Source organism: Cellulomonas carbonis, from assembly GCF_014636275.1.
Lineage (GTDB): Bacteria > Actinomycetota > Actinomycetes > Actinomycetales > Cellulomonadaceae > Actinotalea > Actinotalea carbonis.
Genome location: NZ_BMEB01000005.1, coordinates 191,858 through 214,697, shown reverse-complemented (window position 1 = coordinate 214,697; position 22,840 = coordinate 191,858). Strand labels below are relative to the sequence as shown.

16 protein-coding genes and 1 pseudogene are annotated in these 22,840 nt (G+C 75.5%); 9 read left to right on the top strand and 8 right to left on the bottom strand.

Annotated elements, in window-relative coordinates:
• Positions 1-340 (bottom strand): annotated as a pseudogene (locus tag IEV86_RS15090) (hypothetical protein); the annotation flags it as partial.
• 191 nt (positions 341-531) lie between these two features.
• The gene (locus IEV86_RS15085; RefSeq protein WP_152605512.1) at positions 532-1,125 is read right to left on the bottom strand and encodes a DUF6318 family protein; all 594 of its coding nucleotides are present in this window, start codon (positions 1,123-1,125) and stop codon (positions 532-534) included.
• Positions 1,126-1,261: 136 nt separating this feature from the next.
• Here IEV86_RS15085 and IEV86_RS15080 point away from each other — a divergent pair, with 136 nt between their 5' ends.
• Together IEV86_RS15080 and IEV86_RS15075 are read left to right on the top strand one after the other, a co-directional pair.
• On the top strand, positions 1,262-4,444 hold the full coding sequence (locus IEV86_RS15080; protein WP_229734677.1) for an ATP-dependent helicase: 3,183 nt from the start codon (positions 1,262-1,264) through the stop codon (positions 4,442-4,444).
• Positions 4,441-7,776: an ATP-dependent helicase gene (locus IEV86_RS15075; RefSeq protein ID WP_043602164.1), complete on the top strand. Its 3,336-nt coding sequence runs from the start codon at positions 4,441-4,443 to the stop codon at positions 7,774-7,776. The genes IEV86_RS15080 and IEV86_RS15075 overlap by 4 nt, the downstream gene beginning before the upstream one ends.
• A gap of 63 nt (positions 7,777-7,839) precedes the next feature.
• Here IEV86_RS15075 and IEV86_RS15070 read toward each other — a convergent pair whose 3' ends face one another.
• Positions 7,840-9,090 carry a phosphotransferase gene (locus tag IEV86_RS15070; RefSeq protein WP_152605511.1) on the bottom strand — a complete coding sequence of 417 codons (1,251 nt, stop codon included), beginning with the start codon at positions 9,088-9,090 and terminating at the stop codon, positions 7,840-7,842.
• A 123-nt stretch (positions 9,091-9,213) separates the two neighbouring features.
• On the opposite strand from IEV86_RS15070, the gene nudC reads away from it, so the two are divergent.
• On the top strand, positions 9,214-10,179 hold the full coding sequence (nudC, locus tag IEV86_RS15065) for an NAD(+) diphosphatase (protein WP_052425766.1): 966 nt from the start codon (positions 9,214-9,216) through the stop codon (positions 10,177-10,179).
• A 65-nt stretch (positions 10,180-10,244) separates the two neighbouring features.
• Here nudC and IEV86_RS15060 read toward each other — a convergent pair whose 3' ends face one another.
• A complete protein-coding gene (locus IEV86_RS15060) occupies positions 10,245-10,469 on the bottom strand; it encodes a mycoredoxin (protein WP_052425765.1) in 225 nt (74 codons plus the stop codon).
• A 169-nt stretch (positions 10,470-10,638) separates the two neighbouring features.
• Here IEV86_RS15060 and IEV86_RS15055 point away from each other — a divergent pair, with 169 nt between their 5' ends.
• The 3 genes from IEV86_RS15055 (at position 10,639) to IEV86_RS15045 (ending at position 13,639) form a co-directional block, all read left to right on the top strand.
• Positions 10,639-12,690, top strand: coding sequence for an ATP-dependent helicase (locus IEV86_RS15055; protein WP_043602031.1), 2,052 nt, complete (start codon positions 10,639-10,641; stop codon positions 12,688-12,690).
• Positions 12,691-12,905: 215 nt separating this feature from the next.
• Entirely contained in the window at positions 12,906-13,142 is a 237-nt protein-coding gene (locus IEV86_RS15050; protein ID WP_152605510.1) for a hypothetical protein, read from the top strand.
• Between the two features lie 140 nt (positions 13,143-13,282).
• Positions 13,283-13,639 (top strand): WhiB family transcriptional regulator, encoded by a 357-nt coding sequence (locus tag IEV86_RS15045; protein WP_043602027.1) that lies wholly within the window; start codon positions 13,283-13,285, stop codon positions 13,637-13,639.
• Positions 13,640-13,693: 54 nt separating this feature from the next.
• On the opposite strand, the gene IEV86_RS15040 is transcribed toward IEV86_RS15045, so the two are convergent.
• Both IEV86_RS15040 and IEV86_RS15035 read right to left on the bottom strand, forming a co-directional pair.
• Complete coding sequence (locus IEV86_RS15040) at positions 13,694-14,752, bottom strand: ThiF family adenylyltransferase (RefSeq protein WP_052425759.1); 1,059 nt, start codon at positions 14,750-14,752, stop codon at positions 13,694-13,696.
• A gap of 202 nt (positions 14,753-14,954) precedes the next feature.
• Positions 14,955-15,110: a DUF5679 domain-containing protein gene (locus IEV86_RS15035; protein ID WP_188484738.1), complete on the bottom strand. Its 156-nt coding sequence runs from the start codon at positions 15,108-15,110 to the stop codon at positions 14,955-14,957.
• A gap of 194 nt (positions 15,111-15,304) precedes the next feature.
• On the opposite strand from IEV86_RS15035, the gene IEV86_RS15030 reads away from it, so the two are divergent.
• Positions 15,305-15,943: a M48 metallopeptidase family protein gene (locus tag IEV86_RS15030; RefSeq protein WP_043602025.1), complete on the top strand. Its 639-nt coding sequence runs from the start codon at positions 15,305-15,307 to the stop codon at positions 15,941-15,943.
• 66 nt (positions 15,944-16,009) lie between these two features.
• On the opposite strand, the gene IEV86_RS15025 is transcribed toward IEV86_RS15030, so the two are convergent.
• Positions 16,010-17,530 (bottom strand): zinc-dependent metalloprotease, encoded by a 1,521-nt coding sequence (locus IEV86_RS15025; RefSeq protein WP_052425758.1) that lies wholly within the window; start codon positions 17,528-17,530, stop codon positions 16,010-16,012.
• Positions 17,531-17,764: 234 nt separating this feature from the next.
• Between IEV86_RS15025 and IEV86_RS15020 the strand changes: the two genes are divergently transcribed.
• Positions 17,765-18,970 carry a YlbL family protein gene (locus IEV86_RS15020; RefSeq protein ID WP_229734676.1) on the top strand — a complete coding sequence of 402 codons (1,206 nt, stop codon included), beginning with the start codon at positions 17,765-17,767 and terminating at the stop codon, positions 18,968-18,970.
• A gap of 51 nt (positions 18,971-19,021) precedes the next feature.
• Here IEV86_RS15020 and IEV86_RS15015 read toward each other — a convergent pair whose 3' ends face one another.
• Entirely contained in the window at positions 19,022-19,636 is a 615-nt protein-coding gene (locus IEV86_RS15015; protein ID WP_043602023.1) for a PPA1309 family protein, read from the bottom strand.
• Positions 19,637-19,759: 123 nt separating this feature from the next.
• Here IEV86_RS15015 and IEV86_RS15010 point away from each other — a divergent pair, with 123 nt between their 5' ends.
• On the top strand, positions 19,760-22,765 hold the full coding sequence (locus tag IEV86_RS15010) for a UPF0182 family membrane protein (protein ID WP_043602021.1): 3,006 nt from the start codon (positions 19,760-19,762) through the stop codon (positions 22,763-22,765).
• The last annotated feature ends 75 nt before the right edge of the window (positions 22,766-22,840 follow it).

The window sequence follows — 22,840 nt, the reverse complement described above, 5'->3', positions numbered from 1 at the left end:
TGAGGGTCTGGGGTGTGGGGTCGGTCCACAGGATGACGGGTTTGCCGATGAGGTTGCGGCCGTCGGCGGGTTGGTGGTGGGTGGGGGAGGGGGTCAGGGGCAGGCGGCGGAAGTCGGTGGCGGTGAGCACGACGGTGGTGGCGGGGTCCTCGGGGCAGCCGCCGTTGTCGACTTGCTCCCAGGGGCCCGTGAAGGCTCCGGACGCGTCGACGGGTCGGCGGAAGAGGGGGTCCAGGGCGGTCGTCCCGTCCTGGCACTGGCGCACGACGACGCCGCCCTCGTCGGCGTCGGTGCACGGAGCTGAGGACAGGCCACGGTCCGTCGCGCCGCAGTAGGACACCGGCCGACGCTCGAACCGGTACTCGGCTCGCGACGTGCCCTCTCGCGACTGTGCCGCCTGCGCGGACGCGGCTCGCGTGGAGCCCCCGATGGTGACGCTGCTGTCGCTCGCTCGACCGGAGATGCTCGAACGGTCGTCCGATGAGCCGGGGGACAGTACGAGCAGCCCTGCCAGGAGGACAGCGCCGCCGATCACGCGACCGCCTCCTCGCGGGCGCTGCCCGTGACGAGCTTCCAACCGTCGCCCGGCAGATATCCGACCTCGAGGAGCAGGTAGCCCTCCTCCGCCGGGTACCGGTGGTCGACCGCCCCGTCAGGCCCGAGCTCCACCGCTTCCTCGGCGCGGAAATGGACCTCCACCGCGAAGATCTTGAACGTCTCGTCGAACGCGACGCTCCTGGCCGTGAGGACCTCGAGGTCGCCCCCGTCCTGCCGCCCCCCGCTGTCATACAGGGCGCGAACCTCGGTCGTCGTGGTCGTGCAGAACCCGCATGCGGCCTCGCCCGAGGCCTCCCACGTCGTTGTGTCACCCGTCTTCGTCACGTACTCGTACAGCTCCACGAAGTAGGTCGCCGCGGCCTCGGCCCCCGAGTCGTCGGCGGTCGCCATCGCTGCGGTCTGCTGGGGCGGGGTGGGGACGTGTGACGGCTCCGGCGTCGGGCTCGCGACGGTCACCGGCCGTGGCGTGGGTGACGGTGCGACGTCGTCGGCGCACGCCGAGAGCGCGAGGACGGCGAGCAACCCCGGCGCGAGCGCGGTCAGCACACCCCGCAGCCGACCGGACACACCATGACGAAACGCCCCCTGTCCCATGGTCACGGGACCCTAGCGGGGAGCGGCGCGCCGGTGGGGCGGGTCGTGGACCCTGTGGACGAGCGCGCCGCTGCGGGCCGTGTCGGTGGGGTGTGGTGGACTCACCGCCGTGCCGCTCACCCTCCTGCCGCCCGTCGGGCACGCCGCGCTGCCCGCGGCGGACCCGGCGCAGCAGGCGGTCCTCGACCACCGCGGCCCGGCGCTGCTGGTGCTCGGGGCGGCCGGGACGGGCAAGACGACGACGGCGGTGCGCCTGGTGGCGGACCGCGTGGCACGGGGCGACGTCACCACCGACGACGTCCTTCTCGTCGCCCCCACCCGGCGCGCCGCGGCCGACCTCCGGGACCGCGTCTCCGCCGTCCTCGGCCGGACCACGGGGCGTCCCGTCGTCCGCACGGCCGCGTCCGCGGCGTTCTCCGTCCTGCGTGTGCGGGCGGCGCTGCTCGGCGACCCGCCGCCCACGCTGATCTCCGGGCCCGAGCAGGACCTCGTCCTCGGTGACCTGCTCGCGGGCCACGCGCTGGGCGAGGGTGCCCGGGTCGCGTGGCCGGCCTCGGTACCGCCCGAGGCGCGCGCGCTGCGTGCGTTCCGGGACGAGCTGCGCGACCTGCTCATGCGCGCGGCGGAGCGTGGGCTCGGCCCGTCCGACCTGCGCCGCCTCGGCCGGGCGCACGGCCGTCCCGAGTGGGTCGCCGCGGCCGACGTGTACGCGGAGTACCTCGCCGTCACGCAGCTGCGCTCGGGAACGCCCGACGTCGGTGCCCGCCTCGACCCCGCGGTGGTCGTCGACGAGGCCGCGGAGGCGCTCGCGTCGTGGGAGGGGGACGTCCCGGGCACCGCCCGTCCTCGTTGGTCGCTCGTCGTCGTCGACGACCACCACGAGTCGACGGCAGCCACGGTGCGGCTGCTGCACGTCCTGGCGCAGGACGGCAGCGACCTCGTGCTCCTCGCCGATCCGGACAGCGCCGTGCAGACCTTCCGCGGTGCGAGCCCGGCGCTCATCGACCGCGCGACCGTCGCGCCGCCTGCGGTCGAGCTCGGCGCCTTCGGGGCCGAGGAGGTCGTGCTGCCGACCGTCTGGCGGCACGGGCCCCGGCTGCGCGCGGTCGTGCGTGACGTCACCGCCGAGATCGGGGGAGCGGGACGCCGCCAGCGGTCCGCCGTCGCGCTCGACGCCGGCCGGCCGGGCACCGCCCAGGTCGCTCTCCTGAGGTCGCCCGCGCAGGAGGCCGCGTACGTGGCGTACGTCCTGCGCTCGGCGCACCTGCACGACGGCGTGCCGTGGGACCGGATGGCCGTCGTCGCGCGGTCCGGTGCGCTCGTCGCCGACCTGCGCCGCAGCCTCCTCGGTGCGCAGGTCCCCGCTGCGGTCGTCGGCAGCGACCTCCCGCTGCGCTCGGAGCCCGCCGTGCACCCGCTGCTGCTCGCGGTGGCACGGTCCGTCGACCCGGGTGGCCTCACCCCGGACGAGGCCACCACGCTCCTCACCTCGCCGCTGGGCGGGCTCGACGCGGTCGCCCTCCGGCGGCTCCGCCGCGCCCTGCGCGCGCACGAGGTCGCCGAGGGCGGGGGTCGGGCGAGCGACCCGCTCCTCGTCGAGGTGCTGACGCGGGGGATCGACGTCGACCTGCCCCCGCTCGTCCGCCGCCCCCTGCGTCGGCTGACGACGGTCCTGGCCGCGGGGCGCGAGGCGGCCGTGCAGCCCGGGTCGACGGCGCTGGACGTCCTCTGGGCGGTCTGGTCGGCGTCCGGCCTGGCCGACGTGTGGCGGCGCGCGGCCCTCGCGGGAGGGCCCGGCGGTGCGCGAGCCGATCGTGACCTCGACGCCGTGCTCTCGCTGTTCAAGGCCGCGGAGATCTTCGTCGACCGGTTCCCGCAGGCGCCGGTCGACGCGTTCCTCGAGCACCTCGAGGGCCAGGACCTCCCGGCCGACTCGCTCGCGGCGCAGGCCGACGTCGGAGGTTCGGTCGCCGTCGTCACTCCCGCCGGCGCCGCGGGGGGCGAGTGGGACGTCGTCGTCGTGGCCGGCGTCCAGGAGGGCACGTGGCCGGACCTGCGCCTCCGCGACTCGATGCTCGGCGCGCAGCGGCTCGTCGACGTCCTCGCGGGCCGCGCGGTGCCCGGCGACGACCCGGTGCGCGACGCGCGCGCCGCCGTCCTCGACGACGAGCTGCGTGCGTTCGCCGTCGCCGTATCGCGTGCTCGAGGTCGCCTCGTCGTGACCGCCGTCGACGACGCCGACCACCAGCCGTCCTCGCTTCTGGACCTCGTCGACCCCGGGCCGGACGACGGACCGGACCCGCGCCGCGTGGACGTCCCGCACGCGCTGGACCTCCGCGCGGTCGTCGCCCAGGCGAGGGCCGAGCTCGAGCGTGCGGTCGCCGCCGACGAGCCGGATCTCGACCGGCACCCTGCGGCGCACCTGCTCGCGCGTCTCGCCGCGGAGGAGGTCCCCGGGGCCGACCCGGACGAGTGGTACGCGGTGCGCCCGCTCACCACCGACGCCCCTCTCTGGCCGGAAGACGTGGCCGTCCGCCTCTCCCCGTCCCGGCTCGAGTCGGTGTCGACCTGCGCCCTGCGCTGGGCGCTCGAGGAGGCCGGCGGCAAGGCCGGGGACACCGGTGAGCAGACGCTCGGCAACCTCGTCCACGGGGTCGCCGCCGCTGTACCGAGCGGCGGGGAGGACGAGCTGCTCGCCGAGCTCGACCGACGGTGGCCGTCGCTCGGGCTCCCCGAGGGCTGGGTCGGCGCCGTGCAACGACGCCGGGCCGAGTCGATGATCCGTCACCTGGCGCGCTACCTGGCGGCGGCGGGCGAGGTCGTCGCCGTCGAGCGTCCCTTCCGCGTCGAGCTCGACGGGGTCGTCCTCCAGGGTGCGGTCGACCGGGTCGAGCGGGTCGGCACGGCCGACGACGGGTCCGCGCTGCTGCGGGTCGTCGACCTCAAGACGGGACGCAAGGCCGTCACCGAGGCCGAGGCCCGTCGGCACGCGCAGCTCGGGGCCTACCAGGTCGCCCTCGACTCCGGCGCCTTCGAGGACGTCGTCGGGCCCGCGCGCAGCGCCGGTGCGAGCCTGGTCTACGTCGGCACGACCAACGCCAAGCCGTGCGAACGGCGGCAGTCCGCCCTCCACGACGACGCCGACCCGGCATGGGTCGACGACCTCCTCGGCGACGTCGCCGGCACGGTCCGCAGGTCGGCGATGCAGGCGCGCGAGAACGACCTGTGCCGTGTGTGCCCCGTCAGCAGGTCGTGCCCCGTCCAGACCGGTGGCCGGGTGGTGGGGTCGTGACAGTCACCGACACGGGCCTCGGCGCGGTCGACGTCGCCCGGCTGCTCGGCCTGCCCGAGCCCACGCCGGAGCAGGTCGCCGTCATCGAGGCGCCTCTCGAGCCCGTCCTCGTGGTCGCGGGGGCCGGCTCGGGGAAGACCGAGACCATGTCCGCGCGGGTCGTCCACCTGATCGCGAACGGGCTCGTCGAGCCGGACCGCATCCTCGGTCTCACCTTCACACGCAAGGCCGCAGGCGAGCTGTCCGAGCGCGTCCGACGCCGGCTCAGGGCGCTGCGTCGCGCCCAGCGGGGCGACGGACGCGGCGCGATGCTCGTGACCCCGACGATCTCGACGTACAACTCCTACGCCGCGGGGCTCGTCGGCGAGCACGCCATGCGCCTGGGCATCGAGCCCTCGTCGCGGCTGCTGGGGGAGGCGGCCCGGTGGCAGCTCGCGCAGGACGTCGTGGAGCACTGGGTCGAGGACCTCGCCGTCGACCTCGCGCCCGGCACCGTGACCGAGGCGGTGCTCGACCTCGCCGGCGCCCTCGCCGAGCACCTGCGCACACCCGACGAGCTGCGCGCCGAGTGCGACCGGCTCGTCGACGCGCTCACCGACGCGCCGCCCGGCGACAAGCCGCTCAAGAAGCACGCCCAGCTCGTGACGCAGGTCCGCGACTCGCTGGCGCTCCGGTCGCGCCTCGTGGACCTGGTCGTCGAGTTCACCGCGCGCAAGCGCGAGGCCGACCTCGTCGACTTCGCGGACCAGGTCGCGATCGCCGCCCGGCTCGCACGGGACGTCCCGGAGGTCGGCGCGGCGGAGCGCAGCCGTTACGGCGTGGTGCTGCTCGACGAGTACCAGGACACGTCCGTCGCGCAGCTCACCCTCCTGGGCCACCTCTTCGGCGGCGCGTCCGCGGGGCCGGGACATCCCGTCACCGCGGTCGGCGACCCGCACCAGTCGATCTACGGGTGGCGCGGTGCGAGCGCGGGTGGCCTCGAGCGCTTCCCCGAGCAGTTCCCCGCCGTGGACGACGACGGGTCGCGTCCCGCCGCGGTCCTCGCCCTGTCGACGTCGTGGCGCAACGACCACGCCGTCCTCGACGCGGCCAACGTGGTCGCCGCGCCGCTGCGGACGCCGGGCGCTGCGGTCGAGCTGCCGGTGCTCGCGGCTCGCCCCGGGGCCGGCACCGGCTCGGTCGACGTGGCGGTGCTGGACACCGTCGAGGACGAGGCACGGGCCGTCGCGGAGTTCGTCGCCTCCCGCCGCGTGGCCCTCGGCACGGGACGCGCCGACGGGTCGCCCGTGACGGCGGCCGTCCTGTGCCGCAAGCGCTCGCAGTTCGCCGCGCTCCACCTCGCGCTCGTCGAGGCCGGTCTGCCCGTCGAGGTCGTCGGCCTGGGCGGGCTGCTCAGCGCACCGGAGGTCGTCGACCTGGTCGCGACCCTCGAGGTCGTGCACGACCCGGCGCGCGGCGACTCCCTCATGCGCCTGCTGACCGGCCCTCGGATGCGGCTCGGACTCGCCGACCTGCACGCACTGGGCGAGTGGGCCACCGCGCTCGCCGACGACGGAGCGCCCGCGCGGCGCCGCGGACGACCGGTGAGCGGCGGCTGCCCGCCCGGCGAGGGGACGCCTCCCGACGAGCCGGTCGCGACGGAGGCCGACGTCGTCGACGACCGCAGCATCGTCGATGCGCTCGACTCACTGCCCCGGCCCGGCTGGCGCAGCAGGGGCGGCCGCACGCTCACCGAGGCGGCGCACGCCCGGCTGCTCGAGCTCGGGCGGATGCTGCGCCACCTCCGCCAGCACACGTCGCTCGCCCTCGTGGACCTCGTCGCCGAGGCGGAGCGGATGCTCGGACTCGACATCGAGGTGGCCGCGGTCCCCGGACGGCGTCCCGCTGCTGCACGGGCCAACCTGGACGCGTTCCGCGCGGTCGCTGCCTCCTTCACGCAGAGCGCGGAGGTGTCGAGCCTCGGTGCGTTCCTCGCCTGGCTCGACGCCGCCCAGGAGGAGGAGCGCGGGCTCGAGGCGCCGGTCGCCGAGATGGACCCCGACGCCGTCCAGCTGCTCACGGTGCACGCGTCCAAGGGCCTCGAGTGGGACGTCGTCGCAGTGCCCGGCCTCGTCGAGAAGTCGTTCCCCGACGCGGGTCGGACGTCGGGGTGGACGACCGAGCGGGGGTCGCTGCCCACCACGCTCCGCGGCGACCGGGACAACCTCCCCGACGTCGACCTCACCGGCGCCGCCGACCTCGCCGAGCTCCACGCCCGCCTCGAGCAGCTCAAGGCCGACACCGCGGCGCACCAGCTGCACGAGGAACGCCGCCTCGCCTACGTGGCCGTCACGCGCGCTCGGAGCGCCCTCCTCCTCACCGGCTCCTGGTGGCGGGACGGCGTCCGGCCGGCGGCCCCGTCCCGGTTCCTCGTCGAGCTCGACGAGTCGGCGGACGTGCGCACCGGACGACTCGCGTGGGCGCCCGACCCCGCGACCCCCGACGAGGACGGCGCGGCCCGCACACCGGTCCGTCCGCCGGCGCCCGAGGTCGAGCCGCCCGTCTGGCCCCAGCCCGAGCCGCTCGGGGCTGCGCGTCAGCGCCACGTCGAGCGGGCCGCCGCGCTGGTCCGAGCCGCTGCGGCGTCGGACGGCCCGCCGCCGCGCACGTCCCGGTCCCCGCTCGACGAGGTCGTCGACCTGCTCGTGGACGAGCGTCGCCGCGTGCGCGAGGGCCGGTCCACCGTCCACCTGCCCGCGCACCTGTCCGCCTCCGCCGTCGTGCGGCTCGCCGAGGACGCCGAGCAGTTCGCGAGGCAGCTCCGCCGCCCCGTGCCGCAGGCCCCGTCCGTCCACGCCCGCCGAGGCACCGCGTTCCACGCCTGGGTCGAGCGCTGGTACGGCCGGGCGGCCCTGCTTGACGTCGACTCCCTGCCCGGCGCCGACGACGAGACGGTGGGCGTCGACGACGACCTCGCGCGGCTCCAGCAGACCTTCCTCGACTCCGAGTGGGCCGGTCGGGTCCCCGCGGCCGTCGAGGTCGACGTCGAGACACCCGTCGGCGGCGTCGTCGTCCGGTCGCGCATCGACGCGGTCTTCCCGGAGGCGGACGGCGGCGTCGTCGTGGTCGACTGGAAGACCGGTCGCCCGCCGACCGATCCCGAAGCGCTCGAGGCGCGCGAGCTGCAGCTCGCCGTGTACCGGCTCGCCTGGGCGCGCTGGCGCGGTGTCCCGCTCGAGAAGGTCCGCGCCGCGTTCTACTACGTCGGCAGCGGCGAGACCGTCCGGCCCCGGCGGCTGCTCACCGAGGCGGAGCTGGAGGCGCTGGTGCGACGAGCCGACGCACCGGGCTGACGCGTCACCGGCCCACCCGCGTCCCAGGCGACTGGCCGCCGCCTCCGGCGGTGCGGCCCGCCGTCAGTGCCGAGGACGCCGGTCGCCGTCGCCCAGGTCCTCGACCACGTCCGGAACCTCGGCAGCCACGGTCGCCTCGCCATGGGACTCCCCACGGTCGGCGATGCGCTCGGACCCGGCCACGTCCCCGGACCCGGGCTCCTCGCCGGACCCGACCTCGTCCTCAGCCCCGGGCTCCTCGCCGGACCCGACCTCGTCCTCGGACCCGACCCCGCCCTCGGACCCGGCCTCGTCCCCGGCGACAGCCTCGTCCTCAGTCGGCTGCGGCTCCCCGCGGACCGGCCCGTCGGCCTCGGGCCCATCCGCCGTCGCCGCCCACCCCGCGACGACCGGCGGCTCCTCGACCGAGGTGTGCTCGTCGAGCTCCACGAGCATCGCCGTCGCGTCGTCGACGATCTCGGGGTCGTCGACCCGGACGCCGTGCAGCAGCCACCGCGCGAGCGCCAGCTCGCCGGCGAGCAGCGCCCTCTCGGCGAGGTGCGGGTCACGCAGCTCGGTCCGGCGCTGGTGGTACGCCTCGAGGATCGGGTCGACCGCCTCCTGCGGCGCCGCGACGAGCAGCCACGCGAGGTCGTCGGCGGGGTCCGCGACCTTCGCCTCCGACCACCCGAGGACGGCCGTGAGCCGGTCGCCGGCGTGCAGGACGTGCTCGGCCGAGAGGTCGCCGTGGACCACCGTCGGTCGGAACCGCCACGTCGCGACGTCCTCGAGCGCGTGCTCCCACCTGCGCAGCAGGCCCCCGGGTACGCGGCCCGTGCGCGCCGCCTCGTCGACCTCCGACAGGCGGCGACGGCGGTACGCCTCCGCCTCGTAGACCGGCAGGCCCGCGTCCTCGACCGTCGAGGGCGGGAGCTCATGGAGGGCCGCGACCGCGCGGCCGACGTCTGCGGCGAGTCCCGGTCCCGGTCCCAGCCGCTCGAGCGGCAGCGGCCGGCCGGGGAGCAGCGGGTGCACCATCGCGCGTCCGCCCTCGGGGAGGTGGGCGAAGCCCGCGGGTCGCGGCACGTCGAACGGGAGCCGGCCGTCGTCGACGTGGCGCACGAGCGCCTCGAGCAGCACGACCTCCGCCTCGAGCGCGGCGCCCGCCGTCGGCGTGCGCGGCGCCCGCACGACCCACCGCCGCCCGTCCGCCCCGAGCACCACCGCGGCGTCGACGTCGCCTCCGGTCTGGCCGCTCGGCCGCGCGTCGAACGCGTCGAGGCCCGGGACGGCGACGGTCGCGAGCGCGGCGAGCGTGAGGGGGGAGCGGGGCACGGGCCAACGCTACCCGCGGACCCGTCGACCGCACCGAGGGCGTGCCGGGGGCGCAGCGGACCGCTCGCCTCGATCCCGCTCCGAGGACCTGGGCCGTCGACGCGACGACGTACGGTGACGGTCGTGGACTGGACAAGGCTGCCGCTCGCCCGTGGGACCGTCGACCGCGCGGCGCACCGCCGCGCGGACCCGCGGACGTTGGTCGACGGCTGGGCCGACAGCAGCACGCGTCTGGTGCTCGTGCGCGACGGACGGCTCGCGGTCCACGCGGACGACGCCGGGACCAGGCTCGCCACACCGGCGCCGCAGGACGTCCCGCACCTCGCCCCGGGCCGCGCGCCCGACGGCACGGTCCGCGTCTTCCTCGGCGTCGGCGCCGACGGCGGCGCGGTGCACGCGCTGGTCCTGCCCGACACCGCGGGCGACGTCGACATCGAGGGCGTCCCCACCGGACCGGCGGACCCGCCCGGCGTCATCTGGTCCACGCTGCGCGACGTCGGCCACCTGCTCGACGACGAGGGTGCGCTCCTCGGCGCGACGGCCGTCGGTCTCGCGGCGTGGCACGAGCGCCACCCGCGGTGCCCGCGCTGCGGCGCCCGGACCGAGCCCGCGACCTCGGGCTGGACGCGCCGCTGCACCGCGGACGGCAGCGAGCACTACCCGCGCACGGACCCCGCGGTGATCATGGCCGTGGTCGACGACGACGACCGGCTGCTGCTCGGCCACGCGACCCACTGGCCCGCCCGTCGGTTCTCGACCCTCGCGGGCTTCGTCGAGCCGGGGGAGTCGGTCGAGGCCGCGGTGCGTCGCGAGGTGCAGGAGGAGGTCGGTCTGCCGGTCGGCGAGGTCACCTACCAGGGCAGCCAGCCGTGGCCGTTCCCCGCGTCGCTCATGCTCGCGTGCACGGCCCGAGCCACGGCGACGCGGATCACGGTCGACCACGACGAGCTCGCCGACGCGCGGTGGTTCACGCGCGACGAGCTCGCCGCGGCCGTCGACGCGGGCGACGTCCTCCTGCCGATGCGGACGTCGGTCGCGCGGGCGCTCATCGAGCAGTGGTTCGGCGGCCCGCTGGGCCCGTCCGACTGACGTGTGCCCGTCCGACTGACCAGCGCGCGACCGGCCGGGCCGCCGCCGACGCCCCGGCCCACGGGTCAGGCGCTGAGGCGTGCCTGGACCTCGGCGAGCGACGGGTTGGTCGCGGCGCTGCCGTCGGGGAAGACGAGCGTGGGGACGGTCTGGTTGCCGCCGTTGACCCGCTCGACGATCTCGGCCGCACCCGGCGTCTGCTCGATGTCGACCTCCGTGAACGCGACGCCCGCGGACTCCATCTGCGACTTCAGGCGGCGGCAGTAGCCGCACCACGTCGTCGTGTACATCGTCACGGTGCCGGGCTCGGGCAGGGTGGTCACGTCGTGCCTCTCGTCGGGGATCGGTGCACCACCGTAACGACGACGGGCCCGCGGTACTTCCCGAGCGGCGGTCCGGGCCACACAGCCGGGCGGCCCGCGCGGACGCGTGTCGGCGGGTCCTGCGACACTTCCTGCGATGTCCGCAGACCAGCTCCTCGACGCGTTGGACCCCGACCAGCGTGCCGTCGCGACGGCGCTCCAGGGCCCCGTCTGCGTGCTCGCCGGGGCGGGCACCGGCAAGACGCGGGCGATCACGCACCGCATCGCGTACGGCGTGCAGACCGGCACGTACTCGCCGACCAGCGTCCTCGCCGTGACGTTCACGGCGCGCGCGGCGGGGGAGATGCGGACCCGGCTGCGGGACCTCGGCGTCGCGGGGGTTCAGGCCCGCACGTTCCACTCGGCCGCGCTGCGCCAGCTCGGCTACTTCTGGCCCAAGGCGGTCGGTGGCGCGGTCCCGCGCCTCGTCGAGCACAAGGCGCGGCTCGTCGCGGAGGCGGCGTCCCGCATCGGGCTCGCGACGGACCGGCTGACGGTCCGGGACCTCGCGTCCGAGATCGAGTGGTCGAAGGTGAGCCTCGTCCCGGCGGAGGACTACGCGGCGGCGGTCACGGCGGAGGGTCGCCCGACGCCGGCGGGCCAGGACGCGGCCACGGTCGCACGGCTCCTCACGTCCTACGAGGACGTCAAGACGGACCACGGCGTGATCGACTTCGAGGACGTCCTCCTGGTCCTCGCGGGCATCCTCCAGGCGCGTCCGGACATCGCCGACGAGGTGCGTCGCCAGTACCGGCACTTCGTGGTCGACGAGTACCAGGACGTGTCGCCGCTGCAGCAGCACCTGCTCGACCAGTGGCTGGGTGGCCGCCACGAGCTGTGCGTCGTCGGCGACCCGAGCCAGACGATCTACTCCTTCACGGGCGCGACGCCGTACCACCTGCTCACGTTCACCCAGAAGCACCCGGGCGCCGAGGTCGTGCGGCTCGTGCGCGACTACCGGTCCACCCCGCAGGTGGTCGACCTCGCCAACCGCACGCTGCGGGCCGCGGGCCGGGACCAGGTCGGCGGTCTCGAGCTGGTCGCCCAGCGGCCGCCCGGTCCCCCCGTGGGTCTGACGGCGTACGACGACGACGAGGACGAGGCCGCGGGTGTCGCGGCCCGCATCGGACGACTCGTCCGTGCCGGGACGCCCGCGCGGGAGATCGCCGTCCTGTACCGGACCAACGCGCAGTCCGAGGCGTTCGAGCAGGCGCTCGCGGACGCCGGCATCGGCTACCTCGTGCGCGGGGGCGAGCGGTTCTTCTCCCGCAAGGAGGTCCGTGACGCGGTCCTCCTGCTGCGCGGCGCGGCGCGCTCGATGGCGGACGCACCCCTCGGCGACGCGGTGCGCGACGTCCTCGCGACGGCCGGCTGGACGCCCGAGGCGCCCGCGGCGCGCGGTGCGGTCCGCGAACGCTGGGACTCGCTCCAGGCCCTCGTCGCCCTCGCGGACGACCTCGCGGCGACGCCCGGCACCGGTCTCCCGGCACTCGTCGCCGAGCTCGACGAGCGCGCCGCGGCGCAGCACGCCCCCGCCGTCGACGGCGTGACGCTCGCATCGCTCCACGCGGCGAAGGGGCTCGAGTGGGACGCCGTCTTCCTCACCGGCCTCAGCGAGGGCCTGCTGCCGATCTCCCTCGCGGAGACGGATGCGGCGGTCGCCGAGGAGCGACGCCTGCTGTACGTCGGCATCACGCGAGCCCGCGAGCACCTCGAGCTGTCCTACGCGCGTGCCCGCAACCCCGGCGGCCGGCCGAACCGGCGGCGGACGCGGTTCCTCGACCGGATCTGGCCCGACGACGCGTCGTCCTCCCGCCGCGGGACCCGCACGGGTGCCGACGTGCGCACGCCGGCCGGCCGAGGCCCTGGACGGACGAGCGTGGCGACCGTCGACCCCGACGACGCCGACCCGGCGCTGTACGAGGCGTTGCGCGAATGGCGGCGCGCGACCGCGGAGGAGCGCGGCACCGCGCCGAGCATGGTGCTCAGCGAGAGGACCCTGCGCGGACTCGCGGCGTCGGCGCCGACGACGGCCGCCGAGCTCGCGCGGGTGCCCGGGATCGGCCAGACGCGCAGCACGGTCTACGGCGAGTCGCTCCTCGCTGTCGTCGAGGCCCATCGCCGCGGTCGCGCGTCGTCCGGGCGGTGACCGCGGCCGAGTGTCCCGGGCACGTCCTCGGAGCCGCCGGAGCCGCTGTCCCGGGCGCGTTCTCGGACCTGCGGGAGCCCCGGAAGAAACTCGTCGAGAACTCGTCGGATAAATAGGTTGTGCCCGTTCAGGACGCGGTCCTAGGGTTTCTCCCGTCCTTGTGAGCAGGGTCGGACCGAAGAGGTCGGGCCCGGAACGAGAGGAGGTGGCACGTGATGGAGATGACGACAGTGGTGACGTCCGCGTTCTCCCGTCCCGTCGCGCCCACCCCGACCTCGTTCCAGGGGCGTGGTGTGCCCGCAGGCGCGCAGATCGTGCGGCGTCGTGACGGGCTGGGCGGCCTTCGTCCCGCTTCCCGGTACGGCTTCGGTCGCACCGACGCGAAGCGCGGCGGCCTTCCCATCGCCGACGCCACCGAGCTCGACTCCCTCCCAGGGGCTTCCCCGGTCTGACGACCGAGCAAGCACAGGCCGCGGAGTCCACTCGGGACCCGCGGCCTTCGTCTTTCCTCCACCCGATCGGGTGGTCGGCGAAGGTCCGCCGTTCCCGGCACAGAAGACCAGCTGACCAACTCCGACACCAGGAGGACATCGTGCGGCTCACGACGCTGCTCGACACGCTGAACCAGGGCGGATCCGGCCCCTGGCCCACGACGCCCACCACCTCCGCCGCCACCGACGGCGACGCCTTCGACCGGCTGGTCGCGACCCTCATCCCGTGCCGGGAGCACGACGCCGAGCTGTGGTTCGCCGAGTCCACGGCGGACGTCGAGCTGGCGAAGTCGCTGTGCCAGGAGTGCCCCGTCCGAGCGGGCTGCCTCGCCGGCGCCATCGCCCGCGAGGAGCCGTGGGGCGTCTGGGGCGGCGAGGTCTTCGTCGGCGGTGTGGTCGTCCCGCGCAAGCGGGGCCGCGGCCGACCGCGCAAGGACGAGGCCGCCCCGGCGGCATGACGCACGGGACCCCCACCGCCTCGGGTGGGGGTCCCGTGGTCGCACCCCGGACGGTCAGCGCCCGGCGGCGGGCAGCGCGCCCGCCGTCGCACGTTCTTCCTCGACGGGCCCGGCGCAGCCGCGCTCGACGGGCCCGGCGCAGCCGCAGTCCGGGTGGGGCGCCCACGACGTGACGACCGGCATGAGGTCGGGCAGGCGCAGCTCGACCGACGCCCCGTCGGTGGTCGCCGGGCGACCGTCGACCGCCGCGAGGCACTGCGCCGCCGCGAACCCGACAGCCGTCGCGGCGAGCGTGGTCTCCTCGCCCCCGACGACGGGCCGGACGGCACCCGCGAGCTGGGCCGCCACGGCGGGCCATCCGTCGTCGACGTCGCCGCGGTGGAGCTCGACGCAGCGCAGGCACGGGCCGTCCCCGGGCCGGACCAGCGGTCCGACGGAGACGGACGCCTCGCGTGCGACCACCGCGAGGTGCGGGACGTCGTCCGCCATGAGCCCGAGGTGGCGTCGCGGGTCGGCGACCTGCTGCTCGACCAGCACCACCAGGTCCGGCCGCCCCGCCCCGGTGCGCACGTGGGGCGCGAGCTCGTGCAGGAGTCGGCGGACCACCGCGTCGCGCCGCGCGCCGACGTCGTCGGGCCGCAGGCCGGTCGCCCCGACGTCAGCGGAGGTCACCGACCTGTCGTCGACCGGCTGGACCGTCCCGACGCCCGCCGAGGCGAGTGCGGTGGCGATCCCCGTCCCGAGCCGGCCGAGCCCGACGACGCGCACGTGCGCGCGGGACCGTCGCCCGAGCAGCGCCGTCGCGGTCCCGGTCGCGTCCAGGAGGGACCACGCCATGTGGTCGTGCGACGCCGGCGGGTCGGGCGCCCTGTCCGTCAGCAGGTTCACCGACCGCAGCAGCGCGACGACGGCGCGTCCTTCCTCGGGCTCCACGCCCTCGGCCCGCAGCCGCGCGTGGATGACGCGCACGTCCGCGCCCCCCGCCAGGCCGGCGAGCGCGCGGGCGGCGGGCGGGCTCAGCTGGCCGAGCGTGACCGCCCAGCGCGGGTCGGTCCCCACCTGGACCTGGGTCGGCCCGCGCCACAGGACGCTGATCCCCGGTCGTACACGCACTGGTTCTCCTCACGTCGGACCCTCAGCGTGGTGGCCGACGTGGACGACCGCGGGTTGTCCACAGGGAGCCGTCCGCGGCGGACGTGCGGCGCGCCGGCGGCGGCGCCCCGCGCGCGGTGCGTCGCGGTGCAGCCGGGCCGCCGTGTCCCGGAGACGCCGAAGGCGGCCCCCCGCAGGGGGCCGCCTTCGTGCAGCAGGTCCGTCAGGCCTTGCCGAGGATGCGGTTCAGCTTCGTGCTGCACACGGGGCAGGTGCCCTTGGCCATCTTGCGCCCGTTGGCGACGACGACCTCGCCCTCCGCCTCGCGCTTCTCCTTGCACTTCACGCAGTAGAACTCGCCCTTGTAGGTCTCGGCCATGAGGTTCTCCGTTCGAAAGGCTTGCGCACCGGACGTGATCGACCCGGCCGGCGGGGGAGCCGCGGGCGGTGGCCCGGGCGTCTCCCAGCGACGGACAGCGTAGTGGCCGCTGCGCACGAACGCCGTTCGGGCGCCCCGGCGCGCCCTGGGGAAGATCGTGCGGGGCGCCGCAGGTCGAGCGCTACGGTGCTCCTGTGGCTCACGACGACGCGCCGGCCGAGGGCGACCTCGTCGAGGTGCGACGGAGCGCGCGGCGCGTCCGGACCGTGACCGCGTTCCGGGAGGGTGGCCGGACGGTCGTCGCGATCCCGGCGCGCTTCACACCCGCGCAGGAGCGCGAGTGGGTCCGCCGCATGGTGACCAAGCTCGCCGCGCAGGACCGCCGCCGGCGGCCCTCCGACGACCAGCTCGCGGCACGCGCCGCCGACCTGTCCGCGCGCTACCTGGGTGGGCGCGCTCGACCGACGAGCGTCGCGTGGTCGAGCAACCAGGGCCGGCGCTGGGGCTCCTGCACGCCGTCCGACGGGTCGATCCGGGTGTCGACGCGCGTGCGCGGGATGCCCCGGTGGGTCCTGGACTACGTGCTCGTCCACGAGCTCGCGCACCTCATCCACAGCGGTCACGGCCCCGAGTTCTGGGCAGCCGTCGGCGCCTACCCCCGTACCGAGCGCGCGCGGGGTTTCCTCGAGGGCTGGGCCTTCGCGTCCGACGCCGCACGGTCCGACGAGGACGACGACGAGCTCGAGCCGGGCGAGGGAGAAGGTCCTCCCGACGACGAGGTGGCCGTCACGACGGACGACGTCGACGACCTGACCGACCCACGGGGTTCCTGAGCCGAGCGCCGGGACGCACCCGGACACCCGTCCACCCGGACGTCGGGAGCGGCTCCCGGGCCGGGTTCAGGCCCTGCCGGAGCCCGTCCCGTCGTCGTCGGAGGTGGTCGGGCCCTCGTCCGAAGCGCCCTCGCCGGAGCTCGCCTCCGCCGTCGGGCCCTGCTCGCCGTGGCCGGCGGCGTCGTCCGCCGCGAAGATCTCGGCGAGCGCGCGGTCGAGGTCGGCGTGGTCGTCGCCCGCGGCCGCACGTCGTGCGGACCAGCCCGTCGGGTCGTCGAGGTCGTCGGGCGTCGGCAGCAGGTCCGGGTGGTCCCACACCGCGTCGCGTGCCGTGGCCCCGCCCTCGCGTGCGATCTCGGCCCAGAGACGGGCCGCGTCGCGCGACCGGCGCGGGCGCAGCTCGAGCCCCACGAGGGTCGCGAACGTCTGCTCCGCGGGTCCGCCGGCCGCGCGGCGGCGCCGCAGCATCTCGCGGAGCGCGACGGTGTGCGGCAGGTGCGGAGCGGCGGCCGCGGCCGTGACCTCGTCGACCCAGCCCTCGACGAGCGCGAGCGCGGTCTCGAGGCGCGTCAGCGCGGCCTGCTGCGCCGGGGTGTTCTCGGGCGAGAAGACGCCCCCGGACAGCGCCTCCTGGAGCGCACGGGGGTCGGTCGGGTCGATCTGGCGGACCGCCTCCTCCATCGCGTCCATGTCGATCGTGATGCCGCGCGCGTAGGCGTCGACGGCGCCCATGAGGTGGCCGCGCAGCCAGCCGACGTGCGTGAAGAGCCGCGCGTGGGCCGCCTCGCGCAGCGCGAGGAAGATGCGGACCTCGTCGACCGGGACGTCGAGCCCCTCGGCGAACGCGGCCACGTTGCGCGGCACGAGCGCCGTGCCGGGGCCGGCGATGAGGGGCAGGCCGACGTCGGTCGAGCCGAAGACCTCGTGCGAGAGCGTCCCGGCCGCGTGGCCGACCTGCATGCCGAAGACCGCGCCGCCGAGCTGGCGGAGCATGCCCTGCGCGCCCTCGGTGACCTCGGGACCGCCGAACGCGGCGAGGTCCTCCGCCTGCGACGCGAGCGCGGCGGCGAGGGCGTCGGCGACCGAGCCCGCGACCGGCTCGGCGAGCGTGCGCCACGTCCCCATGGTGCTCTCGACCCACTCCGAGCGGCTCCACACCCGGGCGGGGCCGCCCGCGGCTGGCAGGTCGGTCGCGGCGTCGAGCCACAGCTCGGCCACGCCGAGCGCGTCGACCGCCTGGCGCCGTTCCGCCTCCCCGACGACGGGGTCGCCCTCGGCCACGGCCGTCTGGCGTGCGAGGTCCCGCGCGACGTCCCAGTTCACCGGGCCCGTCCCGCCCTGCGCGAAGAGGCGCTGGACCTGCTGGAACATGGCCGACAGCGCGGCGGGGTCGGACGGCAGCCCCGCCGCCTCGGCGATCTGCGAGAGGTCGAGCGGCCGGCCCTCGGCGTCGGTCATGCCCGGCAGCCCGCGCTCGCGGATCTCCTCGATGACCTCGTCGGCGTCGGCGCCGAGCATCTGCCGTAGCAGGGCCTCCCACTGCGGCGGGACGTCGGGCCGGTCGGGGTCAGGGGGCGGGGTGCTCATCGGTGTCCTTCCCTCGGGCTGGGCCGGTCACCACGGTAGGCGCAGCGCCCGGCCGTCGGGCGCTCCGGACGCCGTGCCGGGTGACCTTTCGCTCTGGGCGCAGCCGGTCCGGCCGGGTTGCGTGCCGTCGGGGACCCGCGCCCGGTGCGGTCACCGTGCCCGTCGTCGTGCTCGTCGTCGTGCCCCCCGCGGACCGCGTCGCCGCCGCCCAGGAAGGGCGGGGATGATGTCCCGGTGAACCGCCCCCGCATGCGCCTGCGCGCCGACCGGACGGAACCGGCAGCCGACCCGCAGGCAGCACGCCTCCGTCGCGAGGGCCGGCACGCCGCCGCGGCGCCGCCGCAGGACGACCCCTTCGCCGACCAGCCCGCCGACTGGGCACCCGTGCCGGTCACGCCGCGCGCCGTGACGCTCTCGGTCGCGACCGTCGCGACGACGCTCCTCGTCGCGATCGCGGCGCTCGTGCCGGTGCCCTACGCCATCTCCTCGCCCGGGCCGACGCGGGACACCCTCGGCGACAGCGGGGGGACGCCCCTCATCACGGTCGAGGACGACACGCCGACGTACGAGTCGACCGGTGAGCTCCGCCTCACGACGGTCTCGGTCTCGGGCGGCCCGGGCTACCCGGTGACGCTGCTCGACCTGGTCGGCGGGTGGCTCGACCCCGCGCGTGCGGTGCGTCCCGTCGAGGAGGTGTTCGCGCCCGACGAGTCGCAGGAGGAGATCGACGAGCGCAACCAGGCCTCGATGGTCTCCTCGCAGGAGAACGCGACGGTCGCGGCGCTCGAGGAGCTCGGGTTCGAGGTGCCCGCGGTCCTCGACGTCGAGGGCGCGGTGCCGGGGACGGGCGCGGTCGACGTCGTCGAGGAGGGCGACGTGATCGTGTCGCTCGAGGGGCAGGACCTCGCGGGGTTCTCGGACCTGACGCGGCTGCTCGACGAGATCCCGGGCGGGACCACCGTCACGCTCGGCGTGCTGCGCGGCGGCGAGCCGACCGACCTGGAGATCACGACGACGGACGACGGCGAGGGCGGCTCGCTGCTCGGCGTCTACGTCGACCCGGAGTTCGACCTGCCCGTCGACGTGCAGATCCAGATCGAGAACATCGGCGGCCCGAGCGCGGGGATGATGTTCGCGCTCGGCATCGTCGACCGGCTCACGGAGGCGGACGAGACGGGCGGGCTGACCGTCGCGGGCACCGGGACCGTGGACTCCTCGGGCGAGGTCGGCCCGATCGGCGGCATCCGGCAGAAGCTCGTGGGGGCGCTGCGCGACGGCGCGACGTGGTTCCTCGCCCCCGAGGACAACTGCGGGGAGGTCGTGGGGCACGTCCCCGACGGGCTGCGCGTGGTGGCCGTCGGCACGCTCGCCGAGGCCCGTGACGCGCTCGAGGCGATCGGCGCCGGCGACGGCGCGGACCTGCCCTCCTGCGGCGGCTGACGCCGGTCACGCCTCGACCGCTCCCCGCCCGGCGGGCCGGACGGGCGACGGTCAGAGGAACGTCGCGCGGATCGCCTCGGTGAGGCCCGGCACGAGGTCGGGCCCGCCCGCGACGGCGGCGTCGTCGTCGTGGGCGCGCGTGCGCAGCACCGACCAGGTCTCGCCCGTGCGCAGCGCGCCGACGGCGATGCGGACGTCCTGCCGGTCGGGGTGACCCATCAGGTACGCGAGCGCCTCGTCGGGGTCGGCGGGCATCGCGTCCTCCGCGGCCGAGGGCAGGACCACGCGCTCGACGACGACGGCGGCGCCCGCGACCGTGTCGGGCCACGTCAGGATCCCGAGCAGCTCCTCGAGGCTCTCCACCTGGGGGAGCCCCTCCTGCTCGACCGAGGTGAGGTGGTGCTCGTCGCCGCGTGCGGCGTCGACCACCTCGGGGGCGAGCTGCGCGGCGAGGCCGGGCTCGGCCTCGAGCGCCGCGGCCGTGCTCACGAGCGCGAAGACCCGCACGGGACCGTCCCAGCCGCCGCCCGCGACGTGACGCTCGATCTCGCGCACCGACGTCGCCAGGTGCGCCGTCGCCGGGTCGGGGGCCGTCGCCCCCGTCTGCTCGTCCTGCCGCTCGTCGTGCGGCTCCTCGTGCGGGGCGGGCTGGGTGGCGTCCGTCATGCCCCCATCGTCGCAGGTGTGGGAACCTGGGCCCTGGCCTGCTCGTTGTCCCGCCGGTGGTCCGTCGCGGTGCCGGTGCGTCGACGGCGGTCGCCGTCCTGTCGACGACCCGAAGGTGCAGACGTGAGCTTCGCCTCAACCCCCCGTCCCGCCGCCGCCCGCCCGGGTGGCCGACGTCGAGGTGCGCTCGCACCGACGATCGTCGTGCTGGCCGCCCTCGGCGTGCTGCTGATGATCGCGGCGCAGCTGTGGACGGAGGTGCTCTGGTACGACGTCGTCGGCTACGTGGACGTCCTGCGGACCGAGTGGCTGACGCGCGGCCTGCTGTTCGCCGGCGGGTTCGGGCTCATGGCGGCAGGCGTGTTCGCCAGCCTGTCGGTCGCGTACCGGTCGCGACCCATCTACGCGCCGTCGACGCCCGAGCAGGCGTCGCTCGACCAGTACCGCGAGATGATCGAGCCGCTGCGCCGCCTGGTCATGCTCGTGGCGCCCGGGCTGCTCGGGTTCTTCGCGGGGGCGGCCGCGTCGGCGCAGTGGGAGACCGTGCTGCTGCTGCTCAACCGCGAGCCGTTCGGCCAGACCGACCCGCAGTTCGGGCTCGACCTGTCGTTCTTCATGTTCACGCTGCCCGCGCTGCGGTTCGTGGTGTCGTTCCTCATGGCGGTCGCGATCATCGCGGGCATCTCCGCCGTCGCGACGCACTACCTGTACGGCGGCCTGCGCCTGGGCGGCACGGGCGAGCGGACCACGCGCGCGGCACGGATCCACCTCGCGTCGATCGGCGCGGTCATCATGCTGCTCGTCGCCGCGAACTACTGGCTCGACCAGTACTCGCTGCTGACCAAGGCCGGCGAGCGGTTCGAGGGTGCGTCGTACGCCGACGTCAACGCGGTGCTGCCGTCGCGCATGATCCTCGCGGGCGTCGCCGTCGTCGTCGCGCTCGCGTTCGTCGCCGCGGCGGTCCAGGGGTCGTGGCGCTTCCCGGCCATCGGCGTCGGCGTCATGGTGGTCTCGGCGGTCGTCGTCGGCGGCATCTACCCGGCCGTCGTCCAGCGCTTCCAGGTCGCCCCGAACGAGCAGACCGCCGAGGCGGAGTTCATCCAGCGCAACATCGACGCGACGCGCGACGCGTTCGGGATCGACGACGTCGAGGTCACCAACTACGAGGCCACGCTCGACCCCGAGCAGGGCGCGCTGCGCGAGGACGCCGAGACGACGGCGAGCATCCGCCTGCTCGACCCCGCCGTCGTGAGCAACTCGTTCCGCCAGCTCCAGCAGAACAAGCAGTACTACAACTTCCCCGACACGCTGTCGGTGGACCGGTACGAGATCGACGGCGAGCAGCGCGACACCGTCATCGCGGTCCGCGAGCTCAACCTCCAGGGCCTGGGCGCGAACCAGCGCACCTGGGTCAACGACCACACGGTCTACACGCACGGCTTCGGCGTCGTCGCCGCGTACGGCAACACGACGCAGGCCGACGGCCGCCCGGCGTTCTTCCAGGGGGGCATCCCCTCGACGGGTGCGCTGGGTGAGTACGAGCCGCGCATCTACTTCGGCCAGAGCATGCCCGAGTACTCGATCGTCGGGGCGCCCGAGGGGACCGACCCGTGGGAGCTCGACTTCCCCGACGACGAGGCCGGCGGCCAGGTCAACACGACCTACCCCACGGACGACATCGCAGCCGGTCCGAGCGTCGGCAACGCGTGGAACAAGCTGCTCTACGCGCTGAAGTTCGGCTCGGAGCAGATCCTCTTCTCGGACCGCGTGACGACCGAGTCGCAGATCCTCTACGAGCGGGACCCGCGCGACCGCGTGGCCAAGGTCGCCCCGTACCTGACGCTCGACACGCGCGTGTACCCCGCCGTGGTCGACGGCCGCGTGCTGTGGATCGTCGACGGCTACACGACGTCGGACCAGTACCCGTACTCGGCGTCGCGCCCGCTCGAGGACATCACGCTCGACTCGCTCACCGCGCGGTCGGACGTCATCGCCGAGCTCGCGCCGCAGCGCGTCAACTACATCCGCAACTCGGTGAAGGCGACGGTCGACGCGTACACGGGCGAGGTCACCCTCTACGCGTGGGACACCGAGGACCCGGTCCTGCAGACGTGGACCAACGTGTTCCCGACGGCGGTGCAGCCGATCAGCGAGATCAGCGGCGAGCTCATGAGCCACCTGCGGTACCCGGAGGACCTGTTCAAGGTCCAGCGCGCGCTGCTGGCGACGTACCACGTCGAGACGGCCGCTGAGTACTACTCGGGTCAGGACTTCTGGCGCAACCCGGTCGACCCCGTGACCGAGACGCAGCTGCAGCCGCCGTACTACCTCACGCTGCAGATGCCCACCCAGGAGGAGTCGACCTTCTCCCTGACGTCGACGTTCGTCCCGGGCGGCAACACCGACCGCCAGGTGCTCACCGGGTTCCTCGCGGTCGACGCCGAGCCGGGCGACACCGCGGGGGAGAGGCGCGAGGGCTACGGACAGCTCAGGCTGCTCGAGCTGCCCCGCAACTCGACCGTCCCAGGGCCGGGACAGGTGCAGAACGCCTTCCGCTCGAACCCCGACGTCTCCGAGAGCCTCAACGTGCTCCAGCTCGGCGACTCGCAGGTCGTCAGCGGCAACCTGCTGACCCTGCCGGTCGGCGGCGGCCTGCTGTACGTGCAGCCCGTGTACGTCCAGGCCTCCGAGGGCACCCGGTTCCCGCTCCTGCAGCGCGTCCTCGTCTCGTTCGGCGAGGAGATCGGCTTCGCCGAGACCCTCGAGGAGGCCCTGGACCAGGTGTTCGGCGGTGATGCGGGCGTCGAGCCCGACGCCGACGACGGCGACCTCGAGACGGTGCCCGACGCGCCCGTCGAGCCGCTGCCCGACGGCGAGGAGGAGCCCGCGCCGACCACGGAGCCCACCACCGAGCCCACGACCGAGCCGACGACGCCGGCCGACCCGGGCACCGACGCGGGCGACGCGCGTGCGCGGCTCGACCAGGCGCTCGCGGACGCGAACGAGGCGCTCCAGGACGGCCAGGCGGCGCTCGCGGACAACGACTTCGCGGCGTACGGCGAGGCCCAGGAGCGGCTGCAGGACGCGCTCGAGCGGGCGATCGCCGCCGAGGCGGAGCTCGAGGGCTGAGCCGGCACGGGGCACCCGGGCGGCGTGACGCGCGCGACGCCCGGGTGTCCGTGGGGTGACCGTCTCCTCGACCGT